Source organism: Nocardia sp. GCM10030253, assembly GCF_042675075.1.
Taxonomy (GTDB): Bacteria; Actinomycetota; Actinomycetes; order Mycobacteriales; family Mycobacteriaceae; genus Nocardia.
Genome location: NZ_JBHTDL010000002.1, coordinates 267413 through 288738, shown reverse-complemented (window position 1 = coordinate 288738; position 21326 = coordinate 267413). Strand labels below are relative to the sequence as shown.

The 21326-nt window shown below is 66.8% G+C and carries 10 protein-coding genes; 3 read left to right on the top strand and 7 right to left on the bottom strand.

Annotation, left to right across the window (positions count from 1 at the left end):
- Positions 1 to 422: 422 nt before the first annotated feature.
- Positions 423 to 11147 carry an amino acid adenylation domain-containing protein gene (locus ACFQZZ_RS01700; protein WP_378672771.1) on the top strand — a complete coding sequence of 3575 codons (10725 nt, stop codon included), beginning with the start codon at positions 423 to 425 and terminating at the stop codon, positions 11145 to 11147.
- 140 nt (positions 11148 to 11287) lie between these two features.
- Here the strand turns inward: ACFQZZ_RS01700 and ACFQZZ_RS01695 are convergent, their stop codons facing one another.
- Together ACFQZZ_RS01695 and ACFQZZ_RS01690 are read right to left on the bottom strand one after the other, a co-directional pair.
- Complete coding sequence (locus tag ACFQZZ_RS01695) at positions 11288 to 11860, bottom strand: suppressor of fused domain protein (RefSeq protein WP_378672768.1); 573 nt, start codon at positions 11858 to 11860, stop codon at positions 11288 to 11290.
- Positions 11857 to 12549, bottom strand: a complete 693-nt coding sequence (locus tag ACFQZZ_RS01690) for an HNH/ENDO VII family nuclease (protein WP_378672765.1) — start codon at positions 12547 to 12549, stop codon at positions 11857 to 11859. Before ACFQZZ_RS01690 ends, ACFQZZ_RS01695 begins: the two co-directional genes overlap by 4 nt.
- A gap of 857 nt (positions 12550 to 13406) precedes the next feature.
- Between ACFQZZ_RS01690 and ACFQZZ_RS01685 the strand changes: the two genes are divergently transcribed.
- Positions 13407 to 14147 (top strand): SDR family oxidoreductase, encoded by a 741-nt coding sequence (locus ACFQZZ_RS01685; protein WP_378672762.1) that lies wholly within the window; start codon positions 13407 to 13409, stop codon positions 14145 to 14147.
- Between the two features lie 30 nt (positions 14148 to 14177).
- Here the strand turns inward: ACFQZZ_RS01685 and ACFQZZ_RS01680 are convergent, their stop codons facing one another.
- The 4 genes from ACFQZZ_RS01680 to ACFQZZ_RS01665 all read right to left on the bottom strand — a co-directional run bounded on the left by ACFQZZ_RS01680 (position 14178) and on the right by ACFQZZ_RS01665 (position 19110).
- Complete coding sequence (locus ACFQZZ_RS01680) at positions 14178 to 15773, bottom strand: carboxylesterase/lipase family protein (RefSeq protein WP_378672759.1); 1596 nt, start codon at positions 15771 to 15773, stop codon at positions 14178 to 14180.
- A 556-nt stretch (positions 15774 to 16329) separates the two neighbouring features.
- Positions 16330 to 16812, bottom strand: coding sequence for an LOG family protein (locus tag ACFQZZ_RS01675; protein ID WP_378672756.1), 483 nt, complete (start codon positions 16810 to 16812; stop codon positions 16330 to 16332).
- Positions 16813 to 16951: 139 nt separating this feature from the next.
- Entirely contained in the window at positions 16952 to 18406 is a 1455-nt protein-coding gene (locus ACFQZZ_RS01670; protein WP_378672753.1) for a hypothetical protein, read from the bottom strand.
- 77 nt (positions 18407 to 18483) lie between these two features.
- Positions 18484 to 19110, bottom strand: a complete 627-nt coding sequence (locus ACFQZZ_RS01665) for a hypothetical protein (protein WP_378672750.1) — start codon at positions 19108 to 19110, stop codon at positions 18484 to 18486.
- A gap of 625 nt (positions 19111 to 19735) precedes the next feature.
- Between ACFQZZ_RS01665 and ACFQZZ_RS01660 the strand changes: the two genes are divergently transcribed.
- Complete coding sequence (locus ACFQZZ_RS01660; protein ID WP_378672747.1) at positions 19736 to 20119, top strand: VOC family protein; 384 nt, start codon at positions 19736 to 19738, stop codon at positions 20117 to 20119.
- Between the two features lie 250 nt (positions 20120 to 20369).
- Here ACFQZZ_RS01660 and ACFQZZ_RS01655 read toward each other — a convergent pair whose 3' ends face one another.
- Positions 20370 to 21302, bottom strand: a complete 933-nt coding sequence (locus ACFQZZ_RS01655) for a hypothetical protein (RefSeq protein ID WP_378672744.1) — start codon at positions 21300 to 21302, stop codon at positions 20370 to 20372.
- Positions 21303 to 21326: the final 24 nt, after the last annotated feature.

Here is a 21326-nt window from a genome sequence, read left to right as displayed (position 1 = left end):
AGCCGTCGAACCGAACCCGCTGCGCGGCGATGTAGCACTGAACAAGATCGGTGACAGCCATCCCCGCAATCGGTCCCCGCGCCGAACAGGAATGCCTTCGGACCGTCGCAATTGCCGGGATCGGTGCGATTTTCACCCGTTTCAGCGGGAAATTGAACCCCTCACATCCCGAATTTCGTTTTTATCTTGTAACGCATGAACATTGGTAGCCCGATTCCTTAGGTAGACGGAGTTCGGGGCTCGGACCGGGTAGTGCGAGCCCCTGCATCTGGCGAGGGTTTGACACCCCTTGGAGCGGTCATACCGACAGTGGCGTCGGTATAGCGGACGCGATCAGCGAGAGATTTGAATGCAGCGATTTGCGGGAGCGTTGTACCTGCGCCCGGTGGTCGGTGGCTAGGAAGAGCTCGAGCGAGGTACTGATGCGGCACCGACCGGCGGAAATAGACACCGATCACACGACGAGAAGAGATATCGAGGCCGGGCCGTTTCCGCTTTCGGCGGCGCAGCGCGGCATCTGGTTCGCGCAGCAGATCGCCGGTTCCACGCCGATCTCGATGGCGCAGTACGTCGAGATCGTCGGCGATGCCGATCTCGACGCGATGACCGCAGCGGCTCGCCAGGCCGGACGTGAGTTCGGCACCGGTTACCTGCGGCTGATCGAGATCGACGGCATTCCGCACCAGATGGTGGACCCGACGCTGCAGGACGACCCGGAGATCGTGGATCTGCGCGCGGAGCCGGATCCGGTGCGGGCCGCCCGTGAGTGGATGCAAGCGGACTACACCGCGCCGCTGGATCTGCTGCGCGACCGCCTGGTGCGGGCCGCAGGCCTGCGCGTCGCCGACGACGCCTGGATGTGGTACTGCCGGATCCACCACATCGCGCTGGACGGCTACGCGGCCGCGACGATGGTCGGCCGGACCGCCGAGCTCTATACCGCCACGGTTAACGGAACACCGCAGCCCCCGTCGCGGGCGCAGTGCCTGACCGACATCGTCACCGCCGACGCCGCCTACCGCGATTCCGAGCGCTTTCGCGCCGACGGCGCGTACTGGACGCAGCGGCTGGCGGGCGCACCGGCCGCGGTCAGCCTGTCCGGTGCCGTCGCGGCGGCCGATGCGCACCCCCTGCGGGTGAGCGCCGCCCTGCCGCCGGAGACAGCCGAGCTGCTCGAGTCGGTGGCCTGCGAGGCGAATTCCAGCGCGGCGCCGGTCCTGGTCGCGGCGTTCGCGGCGTATCTGTCCCGGATGACAAGCGGGATGAGGGACGACGATGGCGGCGACGTGTTGCTGAGCCTGCCCGTCTCGGCTCGTACCACCGCCGCGCTGCGGCGCTCCGGCGGCATGGTCGCCAATGTGGTGCCGCTGCGCATCGCCATCGACGAGGAGATCACGGTGGGCGCGGCCATCCACGCCACCCAGCAGGAGCTCACCGGCGCGCTGCGCAGGCAGCGCTACCGCCAGGAAGATATCTTCCGCGACCTCGGCTACGCCAGCGATCAGGTCGCCAGCTTAGGCCCTTCGGTCAACATCATGGCGTTCGATACCAAGGTGGTGCTCGGCGAAGCCACCGGTCGGCTGCACGTGCTCACCTCGGGGATCATCGACGACCTGTTCGTCAACCTGTATCCGGGCGTCGGGGGCGAGAGCACCCATATCGACTTCCAGGCCAACCCGAATCTGTACACCGAGGCGGAGCTGGCGCGCCACCATCGGCGGTTTGTCGCCTACCTGCACCGATTCCTCGCGGCCGGGCCGCAGCGGCCGGTGTCGTCGGTAGAGCTGCTCGACCCGGGCGAGTACGTCGAGCTGGTCCCGGTGCGGGGAAGGGATCCGGCTGCGCCGCAGTCGCTCCCGGAGCTGCTCGCGCAGGGCGTGCGGCGCAACCCGCGGGGTATTGCGGCGATCTCGGACGAAGTGGAGCTGACCTACGCGGAGCTCGATGCGCGATCGACCCGGCTGGCCCGGCTGCTCATCGCGCACGGTGCTGGCCCGGAGCGTGCGGTGGCCATCGTGATCGGGCGGTCCGTGCACTCCGTACTCGCGGTGTGGGCGGTGGCGAAGACCGGCGCGGCCTTCGTCCCGATCGACCCGATGCTGCCCGCGGATCGGATCGCGCACATGCTCGCCGATTGTGGCGCCGTCACCGGATTGACAGTCGCCGAGGCGCGAGCGGACCTACCTGTCGAGATCGACTGGCTCGTCCTGGACGACCCGCGCACCGAAACACTCGGCGCGCAGCAGGATGCGGCCCCGATCACCGACACCGACCGCCGCGCGCCGATCCATCTCGACAACACCGTGTACGTGATCTACACCTCCGGATCCACCGGATTGCCCAAGGGCGTGGCCGTTTCCCATCGCGGGCTGGCAACGTTGGTCGCCGAGTCGCGCCGTGCGCTGGATGTCGACGCGACATCCCGGCTGGGGCACGCGGATTCACCCAGTTTCGACTCCTCCATCGAGGAACTGCTCGTGGCCTTCGCCTGCGGCGCCACCTCGGTGATCGTGCCGCCGCAGGCCTACGCGGGACCGGAGTTCGCCGCGGTGCTGCGCAGCAACGAGGTCACCCAGCTCTCGGTCGCCCCGGCCGTGCTCGCCTCGATCGACCCCGACGAGGTGCCCGCGCTGCGTGCGGTGGTCGTCGGCGGGGACGTGTGCCCGGCAGACCTGGTGTCGCGTTGGGCCTTCCGGGTTCGCCTGGTGAACAGCTACGGGCCCACCGAGGCCACCATCGCCGCGACAATGCCCGACCCCATGCAGCAGAATGCCCCGATCGCGATCGGCGGGCCGATACCCGGGATGACGGCCGTCGTTCTCGACCGCAGACTACGTCCCGTCCCGGTGGGCGCCGCCGGTGAGCTGTACCTGACCGGCCCCGGCCTGGCCCGCGGCTACCTCGGCCGATTCGCCCTCACCGCGGCGCGTTTCGTGGCCGCGCCGTTCGCCGCGCCCGGCACACGGATGTACCGCACCGGCGACATGGTGCGCTGGGTCGACCACAAGTCGGGTCCGGAGCTGGAATTCCTCGGCCGCAGCGACCTGCAAGTGCAGATCCGCGGCCTACGCATCGAGCCGGGCGAGGTGGACAGCCGTCTCGAGCGCCACGCCGACGTGGCCATGGCGATCACCGTCCCCGCCACCACACCGACCGGCGGCACCGCGCTGGTCTCCTATGTGTCGGCAAAGCCGGGCGCCGCGCCGGACCCGGTCGAGTTGAAGATCTTCGTCGCCGATTTTCTGCCGGAGTACATGGTGCCCGCGGCCGTCGTCCTACTCGACGAGGTGCCGCTGACCACCATGGGCAAGGTGGATCGCGCCGCGCTGCCCACCCCGGATTTCAGTTCGCGCGAACAGGTCTCGCGCCCCCCTGCGACATCACGCGAACACCTGCTCGCGGGGCTGTTCGCGGAGGTCCTCCGCCTGGACACCGTCGGTGCCGAGCAGAGTTTCTTCGCACTCGGTGGCGATAGTATCGTCTCGGTGCAGTTGGTCGCCCGGGCGAAGGCGGCCGGACTCGCGTTCACAGCGCGGGATGTGTTCGAGCGCAAGACCGTTGCCGGGCTGGCCGCCGTCGCCACCGAGGTGGCCGATGCGCCGCCGGTGCTGGACGAGCTCCCCGGCGGGGGCATCGGCGCGATCACGCCGATCCCGATCGCCGACGACTTGCTGCAGCACGGCAACTTCAGCCGCTTCGCCCAGGCCATCATGGTCGAACTCCCACTCGGCATCGACCACACCACCCTCACCGCCACGCTGCAGGTGGTCATCGACCACCACGACATGCTGCGGTCTCGGCTGGACCGGACCGGCGAAACATGGTCGATAGTCACCCAGCCGGTCGGCACGGTGCGTGCCGAATCGCTGTTGCGGCACAGCCGGATCGGCGCTCCCGCCGAGCAGGCACCGGCAGCCCATGGAAACGGCGCAGCCGCGCCGGATGGGATAGCGGCGCGCGAGGCGCTTGCCAGCTTCGGCATTTCGGGTCGGTCCGTGGTGGGCGCCGACAGCGCCGCACACGGTGCGGAGACCGTTGTCGCCGATGACGGCAGCTGGGCCGAGCGTGAGCTGCAGATCGCCGCCGACGGACTGGATCCGGCCGCGGGCGTGATGCTGCGGGCCGTGTGGCTGGAACGCGGTGCGGATCGGCCCGGCTCGCTGTGGCTCGTGCTGCACCACCTGGTGGTCGACGGGGTGTCGTGGCGAATCATCCTGCCGGACCTGGCAAGCGCGTGGGCGCGGGTGGCAGCAGCGCAGGTGCCCGCGCTCGAGCCGGTCGGCACCTCTATGCGCCGCTGGGCGCGGGCGTTGGCCGATGGGGCTGTGCACCCGGCCCGGGTCGCCGAACTGCCGTTCTGGCAGGGGGCGCTCGACCTGCCGCACGCTGATCTCGGTGTGCGGCAGCTGGATCCGGCGCGCGACACTGCGGCGACCATGGGCCGTATCGACATTCGGGTACCTGCGGACGTCACGGCGGCCGTGCTCGGCACTGCCGTCGAGCGTTTCCACTGTGGCGCCAACGACGTGCTGTTGACGGCGCTGGCGCTGGCGGTGTCCCGGTGGCGGGCCGAACGTGGTGCGGCGGAGGCCGCCCGCACACTGGTGGCGCTGGAAGGCCACGGCCGTGAGGAGTATGCGAGTCAGGCTGTCGCACTGGGTGATACACACGCCCGCCGGGCCGATCTCGCCCGCACCGTCGGCTGGTTCACCACTGTGTTCCCGGTCGGCCTCGACCTCGGCGGTCTCGACATCGAGGACGCCTTCGCCGGTGGCACGCACGCCGGCCGGGCGATCAAGCGGATCAAGGAGCAGTTGCGCGCGGTGCCGGACAACGGCATCGGCTACGGCATGCTGCGCCACCTGAACCCGGACACCGCGACGGTGCTGGCCGACCGGCCCGCACCGCAGATCGGGTTCAACTATCTGGGCCGGGTCCACACCGGGGCGCTGTCCGGGCCGTGGCTGCCCGGCCGGGCGCTGTCCGGTTCCGGGGCACCGTTCGCGGTTACCCAGGACGCCGCGATGCCGCTGCCCGCGGTGGTCGACGTCAACGCGCTGACCGACGGCGACGAACTCGCCGCCACCTGGACCTTCGCCGCCGAGATCCTCGGCGAGCACGAGGTCGCGGCGCTGGCACACCTGTGGGTCGAGGCGCTCGGCGCCCTGGCCCGCCACACCGAAACCGCCGAGGCAGGCGGACATACCCCGTCGGATTTCCCGCTGACTGCCACCACCCAGCGGGATATCGACGGCTGGGAGCGGCGCTACCCCACACTGGCCGATGTGTGGCCGCTCTCGCCACTGCAGTTCGGACTGTATTTCCATGCATGCTTCGACAACGGTGTCGACGACTACGTGGTGCAGACCGTGCTGTCGCTGACCGGAACTGTCGACGACGATCGGCTGCGGCGCGCCGCCACCGCGCTGCTGTGCCGACACGACAGTCTTCGGACGGCGTTCGTGGCCACCGACGGCGGGCCTCGGCAGCTCGTCGTCGGTTCGGCCGAGATCGACTGGCGCGCAACCGACCTGGCGCATCTACCCGAGGACGCGGCACACGCCGAGTACGACAGGCTGGTCGCCGAGAACGCCACCACTCGCTTCGATCTGGCGCGTCCACCGATGCTGCGACTACACCTGATCCGCCTCGGCGCCGACACTTATCGGCTGCTGCTGACCAACCACCACATCCTGCTGGACGGCTGGTCGACCCCGCTGCTGGTGCAGGAGCTGCTGACCCTGTACGCGACCGACGGCGATGCGCGCGGACTGCCTGCCGCGCCGTCCTACCGGGCCTTCTTGGCCTGGCTCGCGGCACAGGACGCGGAGGCGACCAGAAACGCTTGGGCCCACGCGCTCGCGGGGATCGATGCGCCGACCTTGGCCGCTGCGGCCGGTCCCGCCGACGCTGCGGCCGGCCAGGTGTCACGCGAGATCGATGTCCGAACATCGGCAGCCCTGCACGACCTCTCCCGCGCCCTCGGCGTCACCGTGAACACCGCCGTGCAGGCCGCATGGGCGCTGATCCTGCGTGCTCGCACCGGCCGCGACGATGTCGTCTTCGGCGCCACTGTCTCCGGTCGCCCGCCGCAGCTGACCGATGTGGAATCGACCATCGGCCTGTTCATCAACATGGTGCCGGTCCGGGTGCGACTGGAGCCGGGCCTGACCGCCGCGGAACTGTTGCGTCGCATCCAATCCGAGCAGGCCGCGCTGCTCGAGCATCAGCACGCCGGTTTGATGGACATCCAGCGTGCCATCGGCCGCCGCGAATTATTCGACACCGCAACCGTGTTCGAGTCCTACCCGGTCGATCTGGAGGCGCTGGCCGCCATGCCCGATATCGCGGGCATGCGGGTGCTCGATGTCGCCGGCACCGACAGCACGCCCTATCCGCTGTGTCTGCAGATACTCCCGCATCGCACGCAGGGCACCGACGGCGAGTGGACCGAAACGTTGCAGGTGACGTTGAAGTACCGCGGGGGCGTCATGGAGACTCGCGAGGCGGCCGCGTTGCTCGGCCGTTTCACGGGGCTGCTGGCACAACTCGCTACCGCCACCGAGACAAAACTGGCCGCTTTCGACCTGGCCGTAGCCGAGGCGGTGGTGTCCGGGCCGCCCGCGCCCGAGCCCCTGACGCTGCCCGCGACCCTCGCCGCGGCCGTCGCCCGGTCGCCCGAGGCGATCGCGCTGTCGTGCAACGGGATCCATCTGACCTACCGCGAACTGGACATGCGCTCGAACCAGCTGGCGCGGTTGCTGCTGGAGCACGGTGCCGGACCGGACGGCCGGGTGCTGCTCGCCCTGGCCCGCTCGATCGGATTGGTGGTGTCCGTGTGGGCCGTCGCCAAGACCGGGGCCGCGTTCGTCCCGCTCGATCCCGGCCATCCAGCCGACCGGATCGCCTTCGAGGTTGCCGATACCAAGGCCGATCTCGGGCTCACCACCACCAGTTGCCGAGCGAACCTGCCGGACACGGTGGAGTGGCTGCTGCTCGATGATGTCGCCACCGTCGCGGGCTCGGTGACCCGTTCGACGGCGCCGATCACCGACAGCGAGCGCGGCGGCCTGATATACCCGGATCAGGCCGCCTATCTGATCTACACCTCCGGTTCCACCGGCAGGCCCAAGGCGGTGCAGCTCGGTCACCGTGGCATCGCCGGTGTTGTTGCCGCGCAGCGGGAATCGCTGCTGGTCGATCCCGACGCGAGCGTATTGCACGTGGCCTCGCCGAGTTTCGACGCCTCGGTGTTCGAACTGCTGATGGCGCACGGTTCCGGTGGGCGGATGGTGGTGGCGAGCGCGGATGTGTATGCCGGTGCGGCACTGGAAGATCTGCTGCGCGACGAACACGTCAGCCACGTGGTGATCACTCCGTCGGTGCTGTCCACGATGGAACCGGCGAATCTGCCCGATCTGCGGGTGCTCGCTGTCGCGGGTGAGACATGCGGTCCAGAACTGGTGGCCAAGTGGGCGCCCGGCCGGCGCATGCTGAACCTGTACGGCCCGAGCGAATTCACCATTTGGGCAACAGGAAGCGCTCAGCTGGCAGCGGATGAGCCGGTCACCATCGGCGCCCCGATCCGCGGCGCCGCGGCACTGGTGCTGGATTCCTGGCTGCGTCCGGTGCCCGAGGGCACGGTCGGCGAGCTGTGCCTGGCCGGTCCTGCCTTGGCGCGCGGCTATCTGGACCGGTACAGCCTGACCGCCGCGCGGTTTGTCGCGAATCCATTCGGCGATCCGGGCGGACGGATGTATCGCACCGGCGATCTGGTGCGCTGGAGCGCGGAAGACCGCGCGCTGGAATACGTGGGCCGCACCGACTTCCAGGTGAAGATTCGTGGCGTGCGCGTCGAGCTCGGCGAGATCGACAATGCGCTCACCGGGCTGCCAGAGATCGAGTTCGCGGTCACCATCGGGCAGAAGGGCCCAGCGGGTGCGACCGTGCTGGTTTCCTACGTACTGCCCTCCGACGGCGAGCGACTGGATATCGAAGGGGTGCGCGGCCGGATCGCCTCGACCTTGCCCTCCTACCTGGTGCCTGCCGTCATCGTGCCACTGGACAGCATCCCGATGACCCCGGTCGGCAAACTGGACCGCGCCGCCCTGCCCGCACCCGACCTGCGTGTCGGGGTACGCCGCGCCTACCGGGCGCCACGCACCCCACGCGAGCGCGCCATCCTCGAAGTATTCGAGAAGGTGCTCGAGACCGAAGGTATCGGCATCGACGATTCCTTCTTCGATCTGGGCGGGAATTCGTTGCTGGCCACCAAGGCGGTCAGCAGGCTCGAGGCGGCCCTGCGGAGGATTGCGCAGCCCGTTGGCGATGCGCCGAGCGAGTTCGGTATCGCGGATGACAACGCGGCCACGGGCAAAACCCCGAATAGTGCGACGGTGCACCGTATCTCGGTGACGCTGCGCGATCTGTACGAGGCATCCAGCGCGGTCGAACTGGCGGCCAGGACGGTCGGCAACGATCGGGTCCGGCCACGGCTGCGGGCATACGACCGGACCGGTTCGGTCCCGCTGTCGCTTGCACAGCAACGGATGTGGTTGTTCAACCGACTCGACACCGACTCCGGTGCCTACAACATGCCGGTCGCGATCCGGCTGTCCGGTGCGCTCGACGTGCGTGCCATGCGGGCCGCGGTCGGCGATCTGGTTGCCCGGCATGAGGTGCTGCGTACCATCTACCCGGAGTCCGCCGCGGGGCCGGTGCAGGTCGTGCTGGACGAGGCGGAATCCGTGCCCGAATTGGCGGTCGAAGACATTGCGGAAAACGCTGTTTCGCAGCGAATCCGGGAAATCGCGGCGCCACCGTTCGACGTGACGGCCGAGGTGCCGGTGCGCGGAGCGGTGCTGCGAATCAGAGGTGGGCGTCGCGCCGCCGATAGCGACCGTGATACGCGAGTCACGAGCAACGGCGATCCTCGTGGCAGAAGCGCTGCGTCCGAACACGTGCTCGTGCTGGTGCTCCACCAGATCGCCGGTGACGGGCGGTCGTTCACCCCGCTGGCACGCGACGTGATGACCGCTTACGCCGCTCGTGTCGCGGGCGCCGCTCCGGAATGGGCGCCGCTGCCGGTGCAGTACGGCGACTTCGCATGCTGGCAGCGGGAGTTGCTCGGCAGCGAGGACGATCTGGAATCGGAAGCGGCCGAACAGATCCGCTACTGGCGCACCGAGTTGGCCGGGCTGCCGGATCACCTGCCGCTGCCCACCGACCGGCCGCGGCCACGGATGCTCGGCCACAAAGGCGGACGCATCCCGTTCGAGCTGGACGCCGCCACGCACGCCGCCCTCGCGGATCTGGCTCGTGCCAACAAGGTTTCGCTGTTCATGCTGCTGCATGCCGCGTTCGCGGTGCTACTTGCCCAATTGTCCGGCACGCGCGATATCGCGGTCGGCACCCCGGTCGCCGGGCGTGGCGAGGCCGAATTGGACGACCTGATCGGCATGTTCGTCAATACGGTGGTGTTCCGCGCTGCTATCGAGCCGGGGGAGAGCTTCGCCGACCTGCTCGCCCGGACCCGGGAACGAGACCTGCGGACGCTGGCCAACACGGATGTGCCGTTCGAGCGGCTCGTCGAGGTACTCAACCCGGTCCGGTCCGCCGCATGGCATCCGCTGTTCCAGGTGGGGTTCTCCTTCGAGAACCTCGCGACGATCAGGTACTCGCTGCCCGGCCTGGAACTGGCGGAGCTGGATATCGACACCGACATCTCGCATTTCGACCTGCACCTGCACATTGCCGAGAACATCGGTGACGCGGGCACCCCGAACGGCATGATCGGCCACTTCGTTTACGCGGCAGACCTTTTCGAAGCGGAGACGGTGGCCGACTTCGGCACGGCGCTCGATCGGATCCTGCACACCGTGCTGGCCGACCCCTCGACCGCGGTCGAGGAGATCGCCTTGTTCGACAACCCGGAAGTGCTGGCGGCGCTGGCCGAGCGGCGCCGGGCCGACGAGCGGGCGGCGCCGGTAGGTACGAACCGGGCCGAGTTCCGTCCGGCGGTGACGCGGATCGAGCGGGCGGTGACCGCCGCCTACGCGGAGGTGCTGGAGCTGGCCGCCGATTGCATCGGCCTGGACGACGACTTCTTCGCCCTCGGCGGCAACTCGTTGAGCGCGGTTCGGGCGGTGCGGCTGCTCCACGACGCGCTCGGTGTCGAGGTCGCGGTGCTGGCGATGTTGGTCGATCCGACCGTCGCCGGCCTGGCCGACCGTATCGCGAGCGGTGCCGCAGGAGAGACAGAGCCTGCCGTGGCGATGCGCACGGCACTGGACGTGGTGCTGCCCATCCGGGCCAGGACCGAGGACGTCGACCTGCCCCCGCTGTTCTGCGTCGCACCCGCCTCGGGCCTGGCCTGGTGCTACGCCGGGCTCGGCGCGCATGTCGACCCGCGCCGCCCGATCTACGGGCTGCAATCGCCGGAATTGGCGGCGGGTCCCGACGACGCCGTCCCGGAGACCATCCACCAGTACGCCGAACGCTATCTGCGGGAGATCCGCAAGATCGCTCCGCGCGGCCCGTACCAGCTACTCGGCTGGTCTTTCGGCGGCTTCGTCGCACACGAGATGGCGGCACGGCTGCGCCGCGCCGGTGAGCCGGTGCGGCTGGTACTGCTCGACACCGATCCGGCGGCGCGGCACCTCGAGCCACCGGATCCGCTCACTCCGGGTGAGTTCGTGCACCAGTTCGGTCCGGTGTTCGGGCTGCGGGTCGACGCGAACACACTGAGCGCCGACGAGGCCGCGGCCGCGCTGCGCGGCACCGTGGCGGGCACGCTCCACGTCACCGGCACCGATCTGGAGCGGTTGACCGCCTCCTACAACGCGGCGGTGCGCATGGTCGCGGGCTACCGTCCCCTCCGATACGACGGCGATCTGGTCTTCTTCACCGCGGCCCGGGAGTACGGGGGAACCTTGAAAGCCGACCCGAGCGCCGCGTCGCGCCGCTGGCGTCCGCATGTCGCGGGCACCATCGCCAACTATCCGCTCGCCGTCACACACGATGAGATGATGGCGGCCGAGGTGCTTCCCGAGATCGGGCGAGTGCTGGAGGGGAACGCCACGGGAGCCGGGTCCGACTTCGTGCGAATTGCAGAGGGCGCCTTGCCCGTCGGAGTTCGGGGCCGATGACGCGCAGGATGGAAGCGAGGTCATCGACCACATCCGGTCGCCGATCGACTCTGCGAAAGGGCAGCGGGCTCCACGGGTTTGCCGACCGAACCGGGATCTCTCGCCAGCGGCGAATGCGGGACCCCAGCACCGCCTGAGGCTCACACCACCGAGGGCCGGCGGAGATCGAGCACGTCCGGTTGAGCGGACACGAACAGATCCTCCAAGGCGTCCGAACTATGCGACCGGACGTATTCCATCTCGGCGTCGCTGATCGGGACACCTTGAACCCACGCCACGGTCTTGCCGGTCATCGGCCTGGCCGCGAAGTCGGAGTCGTCCCACAGGAACGGGTCGACGAACATCAGATGGGGGACGGTGGTGTCGGATATGTGTGCGCCAACGACATCTGGAAAGACCCGTCCGGGCTCGACAAGCCAACCACTGTTGATAGCGCAGAAGGCCGCTGTCGACAGCACGGCCGCGAACTCCGGCGCGGTACTGACAGCGACGATCTCGACTCCGAGCGGCGGCTGGACACGGCCTGGAATCGGGTGATCGGACAGCGTGATGGTGCAGAACGAGATCAACCCGGGCTCAGGTCGATCGACGCTACTGAGCACTGCGATCTCGGACTTTTCATCCGCATCGAGATACTGCACGACGCGGGGAGTGCCACCGAACACGGCCCTGGCTGTCTCCGCGATCTGCCGGTTGTCGTCACTGGCTTTCAAAGATCGCCCCCTAAGTAGTTGTCACTGTGGTCTTCACCGGCATGGCTCAGATTCGAACTCGGTAGTTCGGGTCGATATCGGTTGACGTCGTTGTGCTCGTTCAGAAACTCTTCTCGCGTGATCCCGCGCACTGCGGCATCGCGTTGATGTTTCCAGAACTCCAGGCCAGGCTTGTGCCCCATATGCCACGGCTTGGTGGGGTCGATCACCTGGCCGGTCAACTTGTCGCGAACGAGACCATCGGCGTCCTTGTTCATATCCCACACCGTTTGCCGGACGCCTTTGCGGTAGCCGGTCGGGCGACTGTAGGTGGAGGATACTTCCAGTTCGGCGTCCGGACGCGCGGTGGTGGGCGGCGCGTTCAGATCGTCCAGCGCTTGCCGGGTCTTCGGCAGCCTCATCCGCAGCCCCTTCCCGGCGGCAAGGCCGGCACGGTGCGTGTTTTGAAGGTCCACCACTTTCTTTCCGATTGCGCCCAGCGGGACGCGCCGATTCACTCCCTCCTCCGCTGTCAACATGATGCGCTTCGCGATATTGGTGTCCAGCCGCTCGACTTTCGAGACCATGAACTTCAGCTCCGCGCCGGGCGTATGGAATAGGCTCGCGAGCACAAAGGGGGTTCGTTCACCGAGCGCTAACCCGAGGCGCTGGGCGGCTTCTCGCCATGCCATGGCCAAAATGTCAGTCACGGAACCGAGCCCCTCACCGCGAATGCCTTGCCCCACGGGGGCTCTGCAACCACTACCGTAACTGCCGGGCCGTGCCCGTCACGATGGGAGCGACATCGTTGACGAGTCATCATCCCCAGGATGTTACCGCGCCGACATGGGATGACTTGGCGGCGACGCTGAAGACCCGGGGCATGGCGCGGACGTAACCAACTGCGGGATCGGTGCGGCACCTTCACCTTCCAGCTCTGATGCGACTTGTTACCGGACCCGACTGGCTGGTCGACGTAGCGGTCATCACCGAGGTGGGACACCTGTTCGACTGTGGCGGATTATTCACGCGGCAAGGTGTGCTCAGTGCGGGAAGCAAGTCATGCGCGGCAGCCCTCAGTTCCCGCACGCTGATCGGGTCACCAGGGGTGAGCGAGCGGAGCCCAGGTGTCAGCGTGAGGTTGTGGTCGCGCAGGAACTGTCGGAGGCACTGGTGCCTGCTGATCGGTGACGGGTTACCGGCCAGGTCACCGTGTACTCCGAATTGCTACCGGATCCGGGGCGCTTCGGCAACGCCTCGACAGCGCCGTCGGGATATGCGGCGCGCCATCAGGCGGCCCGCCCCGGCGCATGATGGCCCGCGCTCGCTTATCGGGTGGCGTCGGCCTCGTGGGACTCCGTCGACCTCTGACAGACCCATTCCGCCATCGGTTTGCTGGTGGGATGCTTGAACCGCGAAAAGGTAGGTCACTACTCGTGCCCACGGCTGCGAAAAAAGGGCCGGATCGACTTCGGGCCGCCGCAGTGAACAGAACTTCGGACATCAGTGCAATCGACCTCTACGAACCCCCGGCATGCCCGGTGGCACGCCGTGAAAGGTGGGAACCATGAAGCTCACAGTCATCGGCGGTACCGGACGGATCGGCTCGCAGGTGGTCAAGAAGCTGACCGCGGCCGGTCATGAGGCCGTCCCCGCGGCAGTGTCCACCGGTGTCGACCTGATCACGGGGAAGGGCCTGGACCAGGCGCTGGAGGGCGCCGAAGTCGTGATCAACCTGGCGAACTCGCCGACCTTCGACGAGGCGTCTCTGAGCTTCTTCCGCACCTCCATGAATAACCTGCTCGCCGCAGCAGAGAGTGCCGGTGTCCGGCACCAGGTCATCCTCTCGATCGTGGGGGTGGACCAGGTGCCCCAGCTGGACTACTACCGGGCCAAGGCCTTGCAGGAGGACCTGCTCCGGCAGGGGCCCACGCCGTACTCCATCGTGCGCGTCACCCAGTTCTTCGAGTTCATGGACGCGGTCTTGTCCTGGACCTCCGACAGCGACGCCGTCCGCCTGCCCGCCACCCGCCTCCAGCCGATCGCCGCCGCGGATGTCGTCGACGCGGTCGTCGAGGTCGCCACTGGCACCCCGCTGCAAGGGATCCGGAACGTCGCCGGCCCGGACGTCTTCCCTCTCGACGAACTCGCCAGGGTCACCCTGGCGGCACAGCACGACAGCCGGACCGTCATCACCGACGACAAGGCCGGCATGTTCGCGGCCGTCACCGGCGATGTGCTCACCGCAGGACCGGACGCACACCTGGCACCCACGCACTACCAGGACTGGCTCCAGACTGCCCACTGAAACAGGGGTATCGGTTCGGTGAACGGGGCCTTACTGTGGGCGTTCGGACCAGAATCCGCAGTTGTGCCTGGCGGCGAAGTCTTGGGACACAGTGCTGCCGGTTGCCCGCATGATCAATACTGGCCCGTCGGGGCTTTGCCCGGTCGGTTCGGGCCAGACCGGCCAGTGGGGTGAGCCCGGTCCGTTCGGGTTGCCGGTGTGGGCGAAGGTGGTCCACCATCGCTGCATTTGTCGGGAGAAGGCATCGGATGGTCCGGTCCATGGGATCGGCAGGCTTATCAGGCTGGTGAAAAGGTAGGGCAGTTCGGCGGTGTGGAAGGCGCCGGGCAGCAGGGGGTTTGTGTCGCCGAGTGGGGCTTGGTCGAATTCGTACTGCCACACCGGATGTCCGGTGTCGCGGGCGGCGCGGCTGACGAACAGGGCGGGGCATGCGAACAGGCCGTCGGTGATGACTGTTGATTGGGCGGCTGCGGGTGAGGGGTATCGGTCGAGCGGGTATTGGGTGAGTACCCGGTCGGCAAAGGTGCCGAATGACCGGCGGACGTAGCGTTCGTAACTTGCGGCATCCGGGTTGTGGCCGCGGGCATAGTCGGATTCGGCGATGAAAAGTGCGCCTTCGTTGCTGTTGTTTCCGACGATCAGGGGTATTTTTCGGTCGGCTGCTCGTGCGAGTGCGGTGTCGAGTGTTTGGGTGACGACTACGCCGTCGATGCTGGGTATCCAGGTCGGTGGTAGTTCGTAGAATTCGGCGATCGGTGAATCCAGGAGTTTCGCGGCCGGTAGTGCGCGCAAACATGCCAATTGTGTTGCGGGATCTCCGCATCCGATGCTTTCGGCGTATCGCTGTGAGCGCCTGAAGGAGTCGTCGCGGTTGCTGGGCACCAAGGGTGATTGTGCGCAGGATCCGCTTTCGATGATGGCTTTGTTGTAGAGGCCGTCGGAGGCGGGTGCGGCGAAGTGTGTGCAGATGCTTCCGGCGCCGGCCGATTCACCAAAGATCGTGACGTTGGACGGGTCGCCACCGAAGGCGTGGGCATTGTCGCGCACCCAGCGTAGGGCGGCTTGTTGATCCTGGATGCCGACTGTTCCGGTGGCGCCACCGGACTCGGCGGCTAGTTCTGGTAGCGACATGAATCCGAATGGTCCGAGGCGGTAGTTGGGGATGGCCACGATGACGTTGCCTTCGGCGACCATCCGGGTAGGCGCGTCGTATTGACTGTTGGAACCGTCGGTGTAGCCGCCGCCGTGGAAGAACACCATGACCGGCAGGTTTCTGTCGCGGATCCCGTCGGGCACGTATAGGTCGATGCTCAGGCAGTCTTCGCTGGTGGGGCCTGTCGGTAACCCACCGAGCAGGAACCCGCTCTGCGGACACTGTGGTCCGTGACCGAGGGCCTGCCGGATGCCGGGCCACGGCGGTGCGGGCCGTGGTGGGCTGAATCGCGCTTCGCCGCCAGTGGGTGCGGCGAAGGGGATTCCCAGGTATTTGGTGATTCCGCCGGAGGCGAAGCCGGAGATCTCGCCGCCGGTCACGATTGCGATGGGTGGGGTCGCCGCGACCACGGGCGCTGGAGGGCCTGCGAACGAGAGGCCGGTTCCCGCCATCACGTAGATCGCGGTTCGCATGATCAAGTGAATCATTGCTGCCCAATCCCTTCGATGTTGTCGCTGCGGCCGGCGCGATGGAGCTTCCGGCGTCGTCGGGCGCCGCGGTAGCCGACGTTGATCGGCTGGGTGTGGTGCTGCTCTGTGGTGTCGGTATCAGCAGATGAGCCGGACTCGAAATCTCGGAAATACTGCAAAAACTGCGGCGCTCATAGCTTCAGCCGCCTAGCCACTGCACACCCACGGGACTGCCCCCACTTTGGTTGACTCGTGGGGTCGAGTGGTTCAGGCCGAGTGTGCGGTCTGGTTGATTGTTTCAAACTCGACCAGGGTGAGTTTGCCGAGTCGTTTCTGACGGCGTTTCGGTGGAACTGATGCCGATCCGGTTGGGAGTGATCTCTTTGGAAGCCTCAGCGCTCAGATCAGCTCGAGCGGTGGTCGGCGGAATGGCTGGGGCGAGGAACCGAGGAGGCTGGTAGGCAGATCGACGATCGGATCGGCGCCGTTGAAGCCGCTATTCTCGGCCGTTCCTTTCCTGCGCAACAACTTGGCTGACTAACTCAGCATGTCGCCGTGTTCATACTGTTGGGAGGGCGAGTTCCACCGCATGATGGGGATCGTCCGCAACGAGCGCGGCGTCGATTGGTTTCCCGGTGGCGTCGAGTAGTTGCCACCCGCCAAGCGTTACGACTGGGATGCCGCCGCGGCGATGGGCGAGCGCGAGCTCGGATAGCGTGCCCCAGGATCCGCCGACGACGATTACGGCGTCGGCAGACCACACGAGGATCGCGTTCCGCGCTTCCCCCATGTTCGTGTAGAGCACGGCGGACAGTCCATCGCAGACCAAGGACCGGTCGGCGTCCGGGCGAACCCCGATGACGAGACCACCCGCGCCGGTCGCGCCTTCCGCGACGGCGGCCATGACCCCGGTCCCGCCGCCGCACAGCACGGTCACGCCAGCCTCGGCCAGCAGCCGACCGATCTCTCTCGCGTTCGCGGCGTCGGTGTCGGTGCAATGGCGGGGCCCGCAGACGGCAACCTGAATCGGCAACCTACTCACTCCTCGGTGTTCTTCGCTATTCATCTGATCCTGCCGACAAATAGCGGAGGGATCGAATTACGACCTCCACCAGTTTGGACCGGCAACGGACGACTGCGACACCTAATCCTGGTTCGGAAGTCGCGCCGGTCGGTCGAAATCAGGATCGGTTCAAGCTCAGGTCCAACAGGGCGATGTGGAACTGGGTGTCGGTGACATCGACGGATGTATCCGTGAAACGATTCCCGCCCAATATGTTTCGAACGAAATCGCGGACGGTGGCGGGCTGCGTATCCAGGCCGACCAGCAACTCCGGCGACAGTTCTATTGTCCCGTCGAAATACCTGGGTTGACTGGTGATTCCTGGCCGCTGAGGCGTCTGGCGCAACCCGTCGACAGTGTGCAGAATCAGGTCCAGCCCATTGCCATCGCTGAACTCGATCCGAAGCGGAGTGGGGGTCACGGCCGCGTCGAAGGTGCGCAGCTGCGCGCTCCATCCCCGCGTCGAGACACCCTGATAGTCGTATGGCGATGGGGCCGCCAGCGTGTCGAGCGAACGGTTGGTCGGCGAGTTTTCCAGCACGGACCCCACGAGGGGTTGATCGGTAGGGGCAAACGTCCACGACTCGTCGGTGAGTTGCTTTGTCCAGAACCCGTTTCGACCACCGCGGCGGCCCTCGACGCGCAGTTCCCGCGCTAGCGAGCCAGGCCCAGTCTTGTGGATTGAGATGCGGTCGGTGATCTCACCGGGAACCTTCGGCTGCTGCACCCAGTCCGGTGCGGGCAACTGAATCGCGGCATATCGGCTGTCCATCCGTTCTGACAGCATGTCGGGAGCCTCGGGCAGTCCGCGCTGATCACGGTAGGAGTATCGGAAGAACACCTTGTCGGCGCCGGAGATGTCAAAATCGTAGAGGCGCGTGTAGAAGTCGCCGAAACGGTTGACGATCAGCGAGGTCGATGCGCTCGTGGACAGTGCGACCGCCTGAAACCGGCCGCCATACGGTGTGGCCATCTCGTAGCTGTGATCCACGGGCAGCCACGGATCGATGTACTGGATGCGCTGACCATTTTTGGTGAGCGCGTAGACGTGCGATACTTTCGCCCCGCCGACCGGGTGATCATTACCGGCCGTATCTCGCCAGACGTGGTCCTCGTTGGGGGAGAGCACCGACCAGGACCAGGTGAGTGTGCCTGGTGGGAGTGTGTTTCCGGGGCCGGTCCACAGCGGGGTGCCGTAGCGGCTGCTCCAGTTCCAGTCCCGGGGTGCGCTCAGCGCGTGGTCCATGGTGAAGAATCGGCCGTCGCGGTCGATCATCATCACCTCGTCGTCCTCGGCGGAGACACCGACGATGCGGCCCTCCAGACAGCCCGGCAGTGCGACGATGCGCCAACCGCCCTGGGCGGCGGACTCTTTCACGTATACATGGCCGTCACGGTTGGCGAATGTCCAACGCCGGTTGAACGACTCGGCGGTGGTGCGGAAGTAGACCCGTTCGGGCAGGTCGACAGCGGCAGGGGCCAATGCCTCCAGCCCGGCGGTGGATTCGTCGACTGTCAGTTCCGGAGTGCCGACGGTGCCCACCGGCGCACAGCCGGTGTCGGCGAAAGTCACGGAACGCGTTGTTATCCCAGCGAATACCAACCCGGTCACGGCGATGACAGCGGTACGCCTGATGGCGTGCCGGGGCATCACAGCCACCCCACCGCGCCGAAACCGATAAGGGCGACGGCGTCGATGCCGAGGATCACGCCCACGATCAGCGCTTTGGCTCGCACGGTGGGCAGATCATGCACATAGAAGCAAGCCGCGAAGAACGGTACATATCCGATGAGCCAGATGAGGAAGGGGAAGCTCGGCTGCCACCACGACCATTCCCAGGTGAGCACACCGACCTTGTTGAGTAGCACCTCGACGCCCACCGCCGCGGCCGAGTTGGCCGCGATGAGCACTGGCCGATTGGGCATGCCGAAGATGCGAGTCTCACGCGGCGGCAGCATCTTCGCCGCCGCGATACCCATGACGGCAAACATGAAGCAGATCTCGATATTGAGACCGATGAGGATCTGATACGCGGTGGACCCGGTCGCACCCCAGACAGGTGCACGATCGGTGAAATGAAAGACCAGAGCGTTCCAGATCTCGTTGAACCAGTCCATGCCCCACAGCGCGAGCCCAGCAAACAGGACATTCCAGTTCCGCCGCTCGACTTCGACGGCATAGATGTAGATGACGATCAGCAGGAACGGGATGACGTACCACTTGAACTGACTCGCATCGCGAAGAATCTCGAGCGCCGCTCGGGCGTTGTCGGTCACCGGCGCACCTCCCTGCTCATGATCACCGGCCGAGTCTGTTACAAATGAACACCGAGTGTCAACATGTATCGGAGTCTGCGCTGTTGGCCGGACAAGGCACAGGTCAGTCCTGGCCAACTAGTAAGTGACCCAACCGTTAACCGTCCGACCAGGTAGGAGACTCCCGAAACAGAACTCCACGCAACGCGAGGAGCTTGTCGGTGCTACCGCAGCGGGCGCAGCCCAGTAGTACAAACTTTGTTGCCGAAACCGGTGGTGGCAGGCAGTTTCAGCGATCAGTCGATCCCGCGACTCCGGCAGGTCGCTGCGCCGGCGCGGCGCGATCGGACCCGGATCAGCGTCCGCGCCAACGGTTTTGCGGACATGAAACACGTGGAACCACAAGGGCAATCGACACGAACCTCGTCCTACGAACCCGATATCCCCACCGAACGTCCCTACCGGTCGTCGTCACCAGGCCAGCGCTGGGACACGCGCAACGCCGCACACGGCACACGCCCGGTCAACACCCCAATCCCGGTGGCCACCTGAATATGTCGGCGAACCATCATGTTCTCCTTCGCACGTTGCCCTCCGGACCACGACCGACTATCGACTGCCGGGTTGTCTACCTACACTGACGGGCATGGCATGCCGCATCAGTGAGCTCGTCATCGACGCCGCCGACCCCGACCGGCTCGCCGCATTCTGGAGCGAGGTCCTCGGCTACGTCGAACTCGGCCGGGAGGACGACGGAAGCATCGAGATCGGGCCGCCGGACACCGGCTTCGGCGGCCCGCAGCCCACCCTAATCCTCATCCCCAGCAGCGACCCCCGGACCGGAAAGCTCCGACTGCACATCGACGTCAACCCCACCGACCGCGACCAGGACGCCGAGTTGGAGCGGCTGCTCGCTCTCGGCGCCAGGCCCGTCGACGTCGGCCAGACCGGCACCAACAGCTGGCACGTCCTGGCCGACCCAGAAGGCAACGAATTCTGCCTCCTGCACCCCCGGCTCCAGCCCCTCTGACCACGTGCGTCCTGGCGCCGAGCCACTCGGCCGTTCGAGTGAGGCCGGGAGTTTTGATCCAGACCGCTTTCGGCAGTTGGGGTGTCGGTGGCCGGCGGACCCGGTGCGGCTGCCCGCAGGCGCGTCGTACATCTCGATACGTCTCTTCGACACCCACCGCGCAGGAGCGACGATCGGGATCCGAACATGACGACCTGTTCGTTGGTGACACTATCGACTAGTGGACACCGTCGCGGATGGCTGGTGACGCCTATTCCGTCTTTAGTCCATTCAGAGCTTGCTGGGCTTGGTTTTTGGCGATCGTGTCGAGATCGTCCCGATTCACCGGCGGTTCGCCTTTTGCGCGCAGGACGGCGACCTCTACTCGCACCGAGATGTTGCTGTCGTGCACGCCCACGATGTAGGTCATTCCGTTGCCGGTGTCGGTGGTCGCGGTGTGCCAGTAGCCCTGAGCGCCGATTCCGGTGACCTCGCCGGAGGCCCGCCCTGCTCCGGTGGCGGCGGTATCGGTCTGTTTCCAACGGTCGTACGCGGGGGCGGCTTCGGCGCCGGTGAACTGGGCCTGGAGGCTGATTCCGGCTTCGTCGACGGTGGCGTCGTCCTCGACGGTCGAGGGGCTGGTGTAGCGGATCGCGCAGTACAGGTTCCCGCCGTCGGAGGTATTCGGCGGGAATTCCTGATGCCGGGGGACTTCCCTTGGCGTGGACGACCACCTGTGCAACGGCGTGGGATCGACAAGGTCGCAGGCATTGGTGATCGCGCTCATCGAATAGATCCCCGGCGCGGCTTCCCTGCGCGACGTCGTCGTGGCCGGGGCGGCGCTGGAAGTGGCTGGGGCAGCGCTGGAAGTGGCTGGGGCAGCGGCGGAATTGCCGCCACTGTCGCCGCCGCTGACGAAGATACCGATCGCCACACCGATGCCCAGCACCACCAGCCCGAGAACGCCGGCGATGATCAGACCCGTTTTGCCGCTACCGATCGACGGCGGCGGCCCGTACCCCTGACCAGGTTGGCCGTACCCGATAACAGGTTGACCGGGAGCAAACGCGGGCGGAGGCACTGAGGTGTAGGTGCCCGAGTCGGGGTTACGCCAGTCGCCCAACGGCGGATCGTGTTGCCGCACAGCGGGATCGGCGCTTCCCGGTGTCGGCTGATCGTCAGGTCCGCGCTGGGAGTAGGTCATCCCACGTAGCCCCTCCGGTTCTGC